This is a genomic window from Halomonas alkalicola (assembly GCF_030704205.1).
In the GTDB taxonomy this organism is placed as follows: Bacteria; Pseudomonadota; Gammaproteobacteria; order Pseudomonadales; family Halomonadaceae; genus Halomonas; species Halomonas alkalicola.
On record NZ_CP131913.1, the window covers coordinates 287541 to 301625 of the forward strand.

7 protein-coding genes and 1 pseudogene are annotated in these 14085 nt (G+C 59.6%); all 8 read right to left on the bottom strand.

The features are described 5' to 3' along the window. Complete coding sequence (locus B6N23_RS01420; RefSeq protein ID WP_305501454.1) at window positions 1-240, bottom strand: type II toxin-antitoxin system Phd/YefM family antitoxin; 240 nt, start codon at window positions 238-240, stop codon at window positions 1-3. 226 nt (window positions 241-466) lie between these two features. Continuing rightward, window positions 467-2434 carry a DUF262 domain-containing protein gene (locus B6N23_RS01425; protein WP_305501455.1) on the bottom strand — a complete coding sequence of 656 codons (1968 nt, stop codon included), beginning with the start codon at window positions 2432-2434 and terminating at the stop codon, window positions 467-469. A gap of 354 nt (window positions 2435-2788) precedes the next feature. Next, window positions 2789-3259 carry a DUF2846 domain-containing protein gene (locus B6N23_RS01430; RefSeq protein WP_305501456.1) on the bottom strand — a complete coding sequence of 157 codons (471 nt, stop codon included), beginning with the start codon at window positions 3257-3259 and terminating at the stop codon, window positions 2789-2791. A 243-nt stretch (window positions 3260-3502) separates the two neighbouring features. After that, window positions 3503-4231 (bottom strand): hypothetical protein, encoded by a 729-nt coding sequence (locus B6N23_RS01435; RefSeq protein ID WP_305501457.1) that lies wholly within the window; start codon window positions 4229-4231, stop codon window positions 3503-3505. 1 nt (window position 4232) lies between these two features. Further along, window positions 4233-7127 (bottom strand): hypothetical protein, encoded by a 2895-nt coding sequence (locus B6N23_RS01440; RefSeq protein WP_305501458.1) that lies wholly within the window; start codon window positions 7125-7127, stop codon window positions 4233-4235. A gap of 376 nt (window positions 7128-7503) precedes the next feature. After that, window positions 7504-8651 (bottom strand): annotated as a pseudogene (locus B6N23_RS01445) (IS110 family RNA-guided transposase). 132 nt (window positions 8652-8783) lie between these two features. Beyond that, entirely contained in the window at window positions 8784-10946 is a 2163-nt protein-coding gene (locus tag B6N23_RS01450) for a hypothetical protein (RefSeq protein ID WP_305501459.1), read from the bottom strand. A 97-nt stretch (window positions 10947-11043) separates the two neighbouring features. Further along, a complete protein-coding gene (locus tag B6N23_RS01455; protein WP_305501460.1) occupies window positions 11044-14037 on the bottom strand; it encodes a DEAD/DEAH box helicase in 2994 nt (997 codons plus the stop codon). Between the last annotated feature and the right edge of the window lie 48 nt (window positions 14038-14085).

Here is a 14085-nt window from a genome sequence, read left to right on the forward strand (position 1 = left end):
TCATACCCCGAACATACCGGCGATTTCCTGCTCAGCCATACGGTCGAAATCATCCGGCACGCGGAACTCGCCCGCCAGGAAACCCAGCCGCTTCTGCTGCTCGGGCGCCGGGCTGTCGATGGGCGTGACGCGCACCATGGGCTTGCCAGCCTTGGCAATGATGAAGCCTTCGCCCTGCTGGGCGCGAGCAATCAGCTGCGAGAGCCGCGTCTTGGCCTCATGAATGTTGACGGATTCCACGGCACACCTCCGATCTAGTTCAACTAACTTAGTTTAGTCGAGAGGCACTCGGTTGGCCATTGACATCGCAGACACCCGACCAACCCCAACTGGCTGGCACCCGGCTCACCCGGCCAGGTTCAGCAGGCCTATGGCGAAGCGCTACTGGACCAATGCCCCTTCATCATTTCCTCCTTCACGGTCTTGCGACACAGCTGGTCCGGTTCAGATGATAAATTAATTCTTATTAAAGTCTAGAGTTCGTCTTTGTACGTGAAAACCATGGATTGAAAGACCATTCCTGACGCCAGAAATTTTTAAATTCATCTTCTCTTCTATCAGCAAGGCAAACATGGAAATCAAAATCTTCCAAATGATCTTCGTGAAAATTAAAGCACTCTTCATATAGACCAATCACTTCTTTTACCTGAGCCAGCTCACTACCTGGTATATTCTTACCCTCAGGCCCGTTCTCATAGGCTTCCATTTTATCTTTTATTGATTGATTTCCACCTCGGACATTCATGTCCATCTCTAGCAACATAAAGTTACCAAGGCGGCGTTTCTGGTAAGAAACTTCTTCGCTACTTTGGCCTTCAACCACATACTTAGTGGCCAAAATATGCTCAAGCGAGAGGTAGTCACCAGTTTTCCCATCTCGACGCTTTTGCAATATATCATCTATTCTAGTGGTTTTAGACTGACGACGAAAAGCTTCGTAACACATAAGAAAATACTTGATTCCGTTCCATCCACCAAAATCAAAAGATTCTTCACGCGACTTACCAAAAAGCCGCTGATCAATCAAGCCATCAGTGATCTTACCATTAATCATAGACTCATTAATCAAAACTTTAATCATGCTGTCATCACGCCTTTTGCGTAACCCCGGACTATCTTTATCTCCATTTTCTTCTGCATCATTCAGCCACCAAAGATACTGATGCGCCAATGTGTATAGCGGCCCCTGAAGCCAAGTACTGTAATATCCATGAGGCACGATATAGGTTCTAAAATTAAAAACTTCTATAAAGTGAAGCAAGTCAGCTAGATCATCGATCTCCTGTTCCTTTTCTTTAGTTACAGCTAGCGCCAAGAAAAGTGGCATGATATTGGCGTGATTATCTTGTGCTCGCAATCTGCCAAGGTACTCATTGAGCTTTGAGTTTTCAACCGAGAAACTTGGACGACTGTACAAATTTCGATACCATTTCGCCGCCCGCTCCATAAACTCAATAAAGCTCTCTATTTTTTTCAAAGACTTATCACTTTCAACCGTGCCAGAAACTAAATCACTCAACCTCAAGGCTTTGTATCTCAGGTGGGAATATATGTCGCTTGCCTGGCGCTTATTCAGCCGAAAAAAAGCTATTGCAACAGCCCTTAGAAATCCAGACTCATCTTGCAATGAGGTCTTCCCCGCCTCATGAAGATAACTTAATATATAAACCCACCTCTTATTTACATCCTCCCGGACTCGATTGGCATTCAGCTTTACACACACATAGATCAAGTAATTCTTTATCTTCTCCAACTCACTCAGATGCTTTCCACGGTTATTTATCACCTCAAACATCACACCGACTTCAGCATTTGAATCAGGCTGATAAACGAGAAACCCAAGTCGGCTTTCCAATATCTCAAGCCAATCACATAGCCACGCTTGCCTTTGAGCACTACCAGCTTGCTCTGATAGCTTTTTGTCAAGAAACGTGGCAAAAGTGTCGCGAACTGTTTTTATATTTTTGTGTGTTTTGAAACTTTCTCTATCGACCGGCTCTCCGCGCAGTACTAAACGCTCAAAATAATCCCTAAACGCTTCCCCCACCAGCAGAACAGGAGACTCATTACCGAAACCACCTCGAGTAAGATAGACTTGCTTCAACCGATCTTTATTTTGTGAGCCGTCGAGGCGATTACGGATCTCGCTCAGAAAAATGATTAATGATGTCAACCGCTGCTGGCCATCGACAATGTCCAGACGCTTCGTGTGCTCGTTCCACGAAACAACAAGCGTTCCTGTAAAGTGAAATGCCAAGTCTCGAGATGCCATAAGTTGCTGAATATCTTCGATCAGGTCACGTGCCTGCCTTTCTCCCCATGCGAATCCTCGCTGGTAATCGGGTATAGCAAAAAACCGGCCTCTAAAAATCTGAGGAAGCGATGTCAAACTAGCACCGAGCTGGCTATTAGAGGATATACAAGATTGACTCAACGACTATCTCCTTAATTTTTTTATGCCAACTAACAAAACCTCAACTATCCATAGTTCAATGTGGACTTTACTCATTTGAGAGGGTGGTCTGGTAGCTACTGGCTCATGTAGCACATGATGAAGTAGCTGAGGTTCGCCTCGGTAGTTGATGCGCACGTCCAGCAAAAGGGTGGCTCCCCCCTCCCCACATCCCCCACATCTTGTTGACCATGGCCCAGATGGGGCGAAGAAGAAGCCTGGCCAGGACCCCCTTCTTGACGGATTCGTGGCGGCCTTCGGGATACTCAAAGATCTTGAATGCTTTCATGCTGCTCTCCACCACGGGGCACCGCACAGGGCGGTGCCCCTCAACGTTTACAGCTCGCGGCTGCAGTTGCCACTTGCCGCCAGGTCGAGCTTGCTGACTTCCCGCATGCCACTCTCTTCGTCATGTTGACGCAGGTTGGCACCGCCAACAAAGGCACCCATGCGGATGTACTGCTCAACGAAGTAGTTGTTTCCGGCCTCGGCGAACAGGGTCATGGTGTTGGGCGAAAACTCTGATTCAGTTGCATTTTCATGCTCCTGGCTGCCTTCCACCTGGTGGTAGAAGAAGACACCCCGGGCGCTTTCACCGATGCACTCTCCATTGATCCAGATGTCCTTCTTCAGGGCAGCACCAAACGGGGAGTCCTTGCGGAACACATAGACACCCGCCTTCCCGTCATCCGGGTAGGTAAACTCCTTGGCGGCGGTCGACTCCTGCTGCGGCGCCATGTTCACGGAGGCACAGCCCGTCATGATGGCCAGGAGCGCGAGCGCTGCGGTGGTCTTGATCAGCTTCATTTCAGTTCCCTTTTTACTTTTTATGGCAGCCCTCGGCTGCCTTCCTTGACCGCCGCCTTCTTGGCCACAGCATTTGGTATTAATGCCAAATTCCCGTGCTTATTCTACCCAAACGTAGTGGCATTGCAGTTTGAGCAATACCAATAGCCATCCTTTTTCTTGTGCATCGTCCACTGCCCACAGGATGGACATTTCTTACCCCTCGCCATCAGTACCGGCTGAACTTTATTAATAACCATCACATCACTCCACTTTTTTTTTGGTTGGCTTCCATAAAGACATCGCCCTTATTCCCTGAAAAGCCTTGTAGAAAAACGGTAGCGAAATGAGCGATACTACCGCATACACCCAATTAGCCTTTAGCTGCGTTGACTCTTTACTTGAAAAGGGGATCCAGCTTTCCGTCACAATAACCTGTGAAGTTGGAAAGGCATGCGGTAAAAACATTCCGACAAAAGCGACAATAAACCCAATCATAATCAGAGCTTCATTTTTCCATCCCATGAAATTTCTTCCCCTTGTTGCCAACGCATAATTAAATGTTATCATTGACACTATATAGGCAAAAAATATTGATAGAGTTCTAGCCGTACTGGGCGGAACTAACTTTCCTAATTCCTCGTTTTGCATTACAACTATTCCTGCAAAAAGGACCATGCAAGAGAAGGCTGTAAGCGACAACATCCTTAGCACAAAACCTGATCGCTTGGTAACATCAAGACTCACTGATCCCCTCCCTCCTGATTCATTTTCTTTTTTCTTAACTTTGTACCATGCCCGCACTACTTCCTTCATTAAAAGGAAGAAACAGGCGATAGCCAACAAAGGCCATAAGCTCAATGCCGTATCACCTGCTTGGCGAACCATAAATGAAAAAGAAAAACCTGTTGCCAATATCAAACCAGCAAAAGCGACTATAGCAGGCCAACTCTTAACAAGCACCTTTGCCATTGGAATCAACGGAACTGCCATATCAATCCCTCTCATTTGAAGACTGATGTTCAAAAATCTCCCACGCCACCCGATAATCCTCCTCCCGATCCGGGCGAAAGAACGGGGCCTTGTACTCCACGGTGGTTTCCCAGGGGCCGTCGGGGAGGGTGTCGTCTTCATAGGTCTTACGGACGACGCCTTCCTGCATTTCCTTGATGTCCTCCCAGCCGAGGGCGATGTTGTAGTCGGTGTGCTCGGGGGATTCGATGGAGTAGTGGGTGCCCTCCTTCAGCGCGGCGGGCTTGGCCTTGCGGGGCAGACCGACGCCGACGAGGCCCTTGCTGGGGGTAAAGACGATGCGGCCGTTCTGGTCGTACCAGGTGTCGGCCTCGTACTGGCGCATCACCGGGAACTGCACGCGGTAGATGGTCAGCAGCTCTTCCAGGGTGAGGCCCAGGGCCTGAGCGACGAGGACATCGATCTCCACCAGAGCCTGGCGGCGAGGGTAGTCGCTGCGCAGGGCATTATGGCGCTGCCATTTGGGAGTGAGTTTGGCGAAGAAGTCCCGGGGCAAGGCACTGTCGGGAACGTAATCGGCGGCGGCCCACTGCTGCTGGCGGGAGGAGTCTTGCCAGTTGGATTGCCATAGGTCGGCATAGTGGTTGGTCAGACAGCAAAGCCCCAGTATGCGCGCATTGATCGCCCCATTATCGACTGCCGAATCTGGTATGGCCATTCGCTTTGCAGTATCAAGGCGAAAATCACTTTTCCCCATTGTCTTAACAAAGAAATCGAATGGAACAGAAGCCCACATAGCGGAGAGTGCAGGAACCAAGTCTGGGTTCTGTGCGACAACACTGAACACGCCGTCAATATGTGCCGCACCTTTAGGCATGACAGAACCTTGCAAGGTTCTTTCGCCTGATTGACTCAGCGCACGACTGACGTTAACACGATAATATTCCGTGACTTTTTTATTCACCATCCGCGGCCACTCACCATATTCGCCGCTTCGATCGGCTTCCTCCGGTGTCATATGGGCCCAGTGGAGTCTAACCATTACCTTTTCTTCCCAAGGCACACGCGGGGTGCGGTCGCGGTAGGTGGCAGGTTCGCAGGCGGGCACATAGTTGGTGCGCGGCAGGTAGTCGTCCGGCAGGGTCTGCAGGTCGAGGATGTCATAGTGGCCCTTCTCCGTGCAGATAGCACGGGGGGTCTTGTAAAGCGGGCTACCGACGTAAAAATGAGGACCGGAGAGTATCCACTGCTCGGGGCTTTCCGGGAAGCGGGTTTCCCGGCGCATGGTGCCATCCTGCTGGGCATTGACTTCGTTCCAGTGCTGGGTGGAGTAGTACTGCCCTTTCAGGTCGCCCAATCGCCTGGGCTGAGCGGCAAACTTGTCCAATACCGCCATCAACTGCTGGGCGTGAAGGGCCGGCAGACGGGCTTCCAGGGCATCGGTACCGGCCTCATCGTAGAGCTTGGCAAAGAGCGCCAGTTCATGCTGGCCGATCTCGATAATGCGGTCGCGGTGGCCGCGCGTATTCCACTCCGACTTTACGCCTCCGCTCTCATCGACGTATTCATGCTTGATGCCTGGTACAGCGCCTGCCCCATCATGATCGAAGCTAATATCGATCGTTTTAGGGTGAAAGACGTTCGAAAGGCTCAAGAAGTTTGGCTCGTAATTTTCCTTGCCATAGACGTTGATGCCGTATCGGCGCGTGCCCCCGATGGGAAACAGTTGTATCTCGTTTTCGAACTGCGAGTGAAAACGTAGTCGTGGGTAAACCCCACGCCGAAAGGCTCCTCCCTTGGGATCGTCATAGATCCCCTCTGGATGCAGGAAACCGCTGACGCCCTGTTCATTGGCATTGGTCCAGGCCCGGGGCAAAAAGCACTTGTAGAGATTGGCCTTCTGGCCTGCCAACTGCGGGTAGTTCTGGGTGGCGTTAAGGAACGCCTGAGAGCCCTCGGCCTCGGCCAGCTCGGCGAACCAGGCTTGCTCCAGCTCGGGGCTGCGGGAGAATGCGGCCTCGCGCTGGTCGGTAAGCTGCTTGGCGCTGAGCTTGTGGAGCACGAAGCGGGGGTTGTGGTCGCCGAGGATGCCACCCTCCTGCCACTCCACCTTGCGCCAGGGCGGGTTGCCCAGGGTGATATCGAAGCCGCCGCGGTGGGCGAAGAGGTCGGCGAAGGCCAGTTCCCAGTGGAAGAAGCGGTAGTGCTCACCCAGCTCATTGGCAAGCCTGAGGGTGGCGAAGAAGGGGTTGTCGAAGAGCTTCTCCAGGTTGAGCTCGCCGCGCTGGTTGCTCACCTCACGGGCGGCTCTGGCTTCGGGCCTATTCTCCTCACGCAGGCGCTGCTGGGGCTCGTCGGCGGCGAAGAGATCGTCAATCGGCTTGGCAAAGAGGTCTTCACCCGGCTCGTCGGCACCGTCGCCCGGTGGTTCGCCACCGCCCAGCAGGCTCTCCTGCTCCGGGGCGAAGGCGAAGGTGCCGGCGCTGTTGAGGATGGTGTTGAGGTCGAAGAGCCACTTCTGTCGGTCGGGCAGCTCGTTGACGCGCTCCAGGGGCCAGAACCAGAGCGCGCACCAGTAGTCCATGGCGAGCTTCAGGCGCCGATAGGGCGAGGCGATGCGGGCGTGGGTATTGAAGATGCCACTGGTGCGGATGTCGTCCTTGGCCTGGGTGCTGATGTGGCGCTCCTCGCCGCCCTCCTGGCCCCACAGGGTATAGCTGTCCTGGGTGCGGCTTCTGTCCTTGGCGAGCATTTGGGTGTGCTCTCGCCACAGGCGGTCCACGGCATCGGAAAGGCTCTGCAGGGTGCGGATCTCGTCGTCATCCAGCGGGGCGCAGAAGGCCTTCTTCCACGCCTTGATCGTCTGGAACGCCTCGGGGCGCAGCTGCTTGGCGACCTTGTCGCTGTAGCCGACCATGCCGGGATCGGGGAGCAGGAAGTGGTAGATCTCGTTCGAGCGACGGCCAGCGCTGGCGTCATCGTCTGATCGCCCAGCCTCTGATCGCCCAGAAATCTGGGCTCCTGGTATGGATTGACCCGTCAAGGGTTCGGTTGTCTCTGTTGTCTATTGTCGTCCTCAATGCCTTCGGATCAGGAAGCGAGGGGCTATCAGCGACGGTGGATCTCTCTGGTATTCGTGGGTTGGGTACCGACCTGTCATCACTTCGTCGCGGAGCTGCCCTGGTCTACGAGCGAGGGTCACCCTGCCCCGGAGGGCGGGGGCCTCATAGGAGCGTCAGGGGTTCTCCCACCGGCCCGACGCTCCCTGACCCGAAGGCACTGGGACGGAATGATCATGCCGTGGCTCGGCTGCCGTGCGGCTTGCCCATGGCCTCGCAGGCAATCGCCCACAGGAAGCCGGTGAGCTCCCGAGCCACGGCCGTCACCACCTGTTGCTTGGCCTTGCCCGTGGCCGCCAGCCGGCGGTAGCGCCCACAGAGTCGTTTCTGTGCGGCCCAGGCTATCGCCTGCACCGTCGGCGAGGTCCTCTCGGCCCGCTGCTCAATAATGCGCGTCTTGCGGGCCGGAAAGCGGTAGCTCCAGGCAGCCTCCACCAGGACGCGTCGTACATGGCCATTGCCGGTCTTGGTAATGCCACCCTGGCGTCGGCTACCCCCGCTCGAGTGCTCGCTGGGCACGAGCCCCAGATAGGCCATCAGCTGACAGGGCGAATCAAAACGGCTGATATCCCCCAGCTCAGCCATCACCGTCATGGCGGTGATCAGGCTGACGCCGCGCATCGCCTGGATGGCTTCGACCACCGGGGCCAGCGACCAGTCCGGCAGTGCTGCCTCCATCTGCCTCTCCAGGCCGGCCACGCGGCGCTGCGCTTCGCGCACCGCCTCGATGTACTCCTGCAGCACGATCTGCTGAACCGGGGTGTCGAAGCGCACCGTTTCCAGCCAGCGAAAGTGGGCAGGAATCCACTTGCTCTTGCCGGGGTAGGCCTTGCCGTGTCGCAGCAGGAAGGCGTTCAGCCGCTGACGCGCCTTGAGCTCGATGGCCTTCATATCCTCCCGAGCCCGCGTCAGGTCGCGTATCGCTTCCTGTTCCGGCGTGGGTACCCAGACGGGGGTGAGTTCTCCAGAGCGCGACAGGCGGGCCAGCATCTGCGCATCGCGGCGGTCAGTCTTGACACGATCGCCGGCACGACGCGGGATCAGGGTCGGTGCTACCACCTCACAGTCATGGCCGCTGGCCTGGACCTGGTGATAGACCCCGTAGCCGCAGGGTCCGGCCTCGTAGCTGAACAGCAGGGGCTGCCCGTCGAAGCGTTCGCTCTCATCTGGCGAATCAGCTTGTCGATCGCCTTGGGTTCATTGGGGATCTCACCGCGAAACTCGGGCGTTTGCCGGCCTGCCTCAGCGACCGCCACCGAGATGCTGGCCTTATGCACGTCCAGGCCGATATAGGCGGCGTGAACGTAGCTGGCGGCGTTGATCCGCTCGGTGACAGTGCGGTCGACAACGGATCGCTGAGTTGCGTTAGACTGTTTCATGACCTGCCTCCCTCAATAGTGGCTCTGTGTTCTGGCCCAACCTCAACATAACCCACGACGTTGAGGTGGGGCAGGTCAATCCATCATGTCTACAGGGGGGTTCAACAGGCTCTCGGGGGAGAGTCGGCGCGGGGCCTGGTTGTACCAGTAGCCCTCCTTGGCCTGTTTCTTCAGGGCGCGCACCGGGTAGACCTCCCGGCGGGCGCCGATCAGGCTGTTGCCGGTGAAGAGCTGGTAGCCGAACCAGGGCACGCTGTGGCCGCCGGAGAGGGCATTGAGCCACAGCGAGACCTCGGCCAGCTCCACGGCGATGGGATTGAGGTCCACGCCGAAGACGTTGTGGTCGGCGATGTGCATCTTCACCCGCTGGAGTTCCTGCTGGTACGCCTCGTGGGGGATGCGCTGGCCGAGCTCCTGCTCCTTGCGGGCGAGATACGCCTGGGCGAGCTGGTTAACGGCTTCGTTAAGGAAGGCCGCGCTGCCCATGGCGGGTTCGCACACCGTCAGGTCGAGGATGTCATCCGCGCTTAGCTCGTCGGTGAGCCGCTCTTTCAGGGTGTACTTCACCAGGCTTTTGGTGAGCACCTCCGGGGTGTAGTAGCTGGCGGATTTCTCCCGGTCGCGCCCGGCCATGCGGTAGATGAACTTGCCTTTCGGATGAACCCGCAGGGTCTTCTTGCCGTCCACGTGATCGTAGACGCGTTCGTCGTCGTGGAACTCCTCCAGCTGCGCCCGGGTGACGAAGTAGCCGGTGTCGAGCTCGTCCGGGTTGATTTTCTTGCCCCTGGGGGCGACCTCATAGAGCTCCTCGGTGGCGAAGAAGCCGCGGTAGCTGAGCAGCGCTTCGTAGACGGCGCCGAGCTGGTTGATGCCGAGCTGGGTGTAGCTGACCCGGCCGCGGCGTCTCTTTCCTCCACGCCCAGAGGTGCTCGGGCGCGTCAGCGACATGCTCTGGATCACCCGCTGCAGGGTGGCGTTGCTGAACACCACGCGGTTGAGCAGCGGGGTCCTCGCCGGGTCGAAGAGGTGGCTGTCCAGGCCCTGCAGGGTGAAGGCGTTGGCGGTGCTCTGGTGGAGCTGGTCGCCCTGGCGGCTGGCGCGGTAACCCTCGTAGATCAGCGCGAACATGCGCTGCAGGCTGTCGTGGAAGTAGCGCCCCTGCCGGCTCTCGTCGGTGGTCAGGCGCACCATCTCCAGGTCGCGCAGGCTCTCCAGGCTGTAGCCCTGGCGCCAGGTGTCGTCGCCCACGGGCAGGTAGCCCAGCTCCGGGCGCGCCTCGATGTAGAACAAGAAGAGGATGCGATACATGGTGCGCAGGCACTCCCGGGAGAGCTGCTCCGGGTCCAGGGCGTTCTGGCCGCTGTAGATCCCCTCCTTGCGGCTGCGGGCCTGCTCGATCAGCTGCGCGGCGGCCTCGTTGCCCAGGAGCTCGATGGCCTGGCGCAGGGCGTACTTGAGGTCGTCGGAGACGGCGAAGGCGTGCTTGTGGCTGTTCTCGTCCAGGCTGTCCAGGCGGCTCTGGCCTGGGTTTCCCTGTTGATCGACCGGCGCCAGGCTCTCGCGGTGCAGCAGCACGGCGGTGGCCTTGAGGGTGCGATCGTCGCGGCGGCCGAGGATCTCCTCCCAGTCGAAGCGCAGCATGCGGTTCTGGGACCACTTGTAGCGGTCGACGAGGATGCCCTGGCGGTCGGAGAGCAGCAGCACCCAGCGCGGCGGGGTCTCATTATGAGGCGCGGCCTGGCGCAGCACCGCCTGGTCGAGGATGTAATACCAGCTCTGCCCCGCCAGGGCGTCGAAGTGGGGGCCCTCGCCGAAGAACTGCCGGGCGTCCAGGGTGAGCGAGAGCGGGTCCTCGCCCTCGTTTTCCGGGTCCAGGGCGCCGAGCACCCAGAGCCGGTCGCCCAGGGCGGCAAGCACGGGCAGCTCAGCATTGGCCGCCACCTCGCGGTTGTGGGGCTGCCAGGGGATGCCGAGCACGCCCATCAGCTCGCGGAAGAAGTCGCGCTGCTGGCGAATGCGCTCCACGGCGCTGCGCTCGCTCTTGAGGCGGTGGCGCAGGGCGAAGTAGCCCTGGTGGAGGTTGCGCAGGGCGCGATGGGGCGGCTCGCCCTCGGCCTCCCAGGCCTTGAGGGTCTCGGCCAGGTCGCCCTCGAACACTTCGGCCAGGTAGTGGGCGCTGAAGAATTCGTTGTCGTTGGTCAGGCCAATGAAGGTGGCGGCGGTGTCCTGAACGGCCATGTTCTCTTGCTCCTTTGCCCTGCGGCACCCGCAGTTGGGCTCTTTCAATCGGCGCTTTCGACCGGCACTTTCAGTCGGGATCTTTTAATCAGCTCTTTCAGTCAGCGTCGCGGGTCAGCACGGCGATGATCTGGATAAAGGGGACCGGCTCGATGGTGAGGGTGTCCTCCACCCAGGTGCGGTAGTCGTCGAACACCGCCTCGATGCGGCCCAGGCGCTGCTCCCGGCGGCTGGCCTTGAAGTGCTCGGCCTGGCGGGAGCCTTCCAGGGCCATCTCCAGCTGGTGGACCTGGCGCTCCTGCAGGGCCTTGAGTTCGGCCAGCTGCCGCTCGAGCTCCGGCCGGGTTTCGGCACTGAACTCGGCCTGTCGATCGGCCATCTGTTCCCGGGCGGCAGCGATCACCGGCCGGCGCAGAGCCTCGAGGGGTTCCAGCGCCAGCGGGCGGGCGCGGTTGGGCAGCTTGCCGTCGAGCCCCAGGCGCGGGAGCCAGGTCTCGGCGTCGAGCACCTCCAGCACTTCACCCGGCGCTCCTGTGCCCGGCTCACCGTTACCCGCCTGGCCGGGGCGGCAGCGGATGGCGAACCACTCCCAGATCACCGGGTGGGCCTTGCGGTTGGGGATCAGGCCGCTGACCAGGAAGACCGCCTCGCCGGCGGGCAGAAGGTCGTTGATCGCCGGGGAGTCGGGCAGGGCCAGCACCGGGGCGCTGTGGCGGGCCACCTGGGCGAGTAGCTTCTCCTCCAGCCACTGGATGGCAGGGTGCTGAGGCCAGAGATAGTGCAGCTTGGGCCAGGCGTTCTCGTCCTGGCGGCTGCGGCGGATCTCTTCGGCGAAGCGCTGCTTGTCGGCGGTGAGCACCAGGGTCCCGTGCTCCGGGCGGATCTCCGGGGGCAGGAAGCGGAAGCGGTAGTCGAGGTCGTCCGGCGGCGTCAGGGTAAGGGTGGCCCGCTCGGGGTTGGCGCTGAACTCCACCTGGCGCCGCTCGCGGTTGAGCGCCTCCAGGGCCTGGCGGGCGAACTCGAAGTCGCCGGGGAAGAGGCTGTAGCGCTCCACGGTGGGCGAGTCGCCCTGCCCTTCGTCGCTTCCATCATGACTCCCATCCGGCCGGGGCGAGCCCGCCGCCTCAGGATTCAAGAACAGCGCCAGCAGGTCGTCGCCCTCGTTGCTGTCGTCGGGCTGGTACTGGGCGTCGAAGGCGGCGGCATCGGTGCCCTCGGCCATGGCCTCGATGGTCAGGGCCTCCTCGGCCTCCGGGTCGTGCACCTTCATGAAGGTGGCCGGGTCGCCGATGTTCTTGTAGGCCTGCTCGTCCTTCTCCTTGAGGATCTCGAGGATGCGCTGGTCGCCGCGCACCTTCGGGTTGTCGCTGCGGTTGATCAGATAGGTGATGATCGGCGTTTCGCTCTGGCCGTAGCGGTCCACCCGGCCGTTGCGCTGCTGGAAGACCATCAGCGACCAGGGCAGGTCGAAGTGCACCAGCCGGTGCGAGAGGTAGTGCAGGTTGATGCCCTCGCTTGCCACGTCGGAGCAGAGCAGCACGCGCAGCGGCGTTTCCGGCTTGCCGAAGGCCTCGACGATGGCCTGCTGCTCGATATCGCTCATGCCGCCATGGAGGATCTGGATGGCCTCCTCCTTGAGCTTGAGGTCCTCCTGCATCCGCCCCTGCAGCCAGTTCAGGGTCTCGATGCGCTCGGAGAAGATCACCAGGCGGTCCTGGGTGTCGCGCTTCTTCCAGCCGAAATCAGCGCTCTTCAGCAGCGCGAGCAGCTGCTGGTACTTGCCGAAGCTCGGAGCGTCCACATTGCGCAGCGCCAGGCGCAGGCTCTCCAGGGCCTGGATCTCGGCCTGCTCGTCGTCGCTGGGCTGGCGGGGGCTCGCCTCGCTGCCGGCGAGCTTCCTGATGCGCTGGGCCACCGAGACCTCCGCCGCCGCAGGCGAGCTGAAGATCGCCTTCTGCAGGCCGATGCGCACCAGCTGGCCGTTGCGCTCAGGCGAGTGCTCGCCGCGGTAGGTGAAGGGCACGTCGAGCAGGGCCTGGTAGGCGGCCTCCTCCTGGGGCGAGGCGTCCAGGTAGAGGTCCTTGACCACGCGCTCCTTGAATTCCTGCTGCACCTGGTCGCGGATGTCCTTCTTGAAGCGGCGAATCACCAGGCCCTTGTCGCGGAAGTCCTCCCGGGCGTAGTCCTCCGGGTCGGAGATCGCCGTGGGGTCGAGCATGTTCATCAGGCTGGCAAACGACTTCGCCTTGCCGTCGTGGGGCGTGGCGGAGAGCATGATCAGGTTGTCCGAGCGCCCCGCCAGCAGCTGGGCCAGCCGGGCGCGCTGGGAGCTTACGCCCCGCTCGGCCACGTTGTGGGCCTCGTCGATGACGATGATGTCCCAGTAGGCCTGCTCCAGGTGGCGGCGGTACTCGTTGTCCTGCTTGAGGGTGTCGATAGAGATGATCGACTTGTCGTAGTAGTAGAAGGGGTTGTGGTTGCCGGGAATGTGGTTGCGCACCCGCTGCAGGCCGGCGGAGTCGAGCCGTGTGAGCGGGATAGTGAAGCGGTTCCACAGCTCCTTCTGGAACTGGGTCATCATGCTCTTGAGGGTGAGCACCAGGATGCGCTTGCCGCGGCCGCGGCGCATCAGCTCGGTGATCAGGATGCCGGCTTCCAAGGTCTTGCCCAGGCCCACGGCGTCGGCGATCAGGATGCGCTGGCGGTTCTGCTTCAGCGCCTGCAGGGCCGGGTCGAGCTGGTAGGGCACCGGGTCCATGGCGGCCTTGTGGCCAAGGTGGATGCGCGCATCCGCCGGGGTGATCTGGCGCCGCTGGGTCTCGATGAAGAGCCGGCTCTTCTCGAAGCCGGGGGTGAGGTCCTGCTCGAAGCGGGTCTCGGCGGGGTCGAGCACGCGGATGGCGTCGGCGTCCTCCTCCAGCCGGGTGAGGAAACGCGCGCTCTTGCCGCTGACCAGCTCCGAGAGGCCGTCTACGATAAGCACATAGCCGCCGTCATCGCTGGGGTCGGCCCGGCGGACGATCCACTCGCAATCGCGGATCACCACCCGCGCCCCCGGGGCGTAGCGCGCCTGCATTCCCTTACCCTGCATATCAGCCTCCCCTGCCGTTGCTGCCCTGACGGTTCCTGACGGCTACCG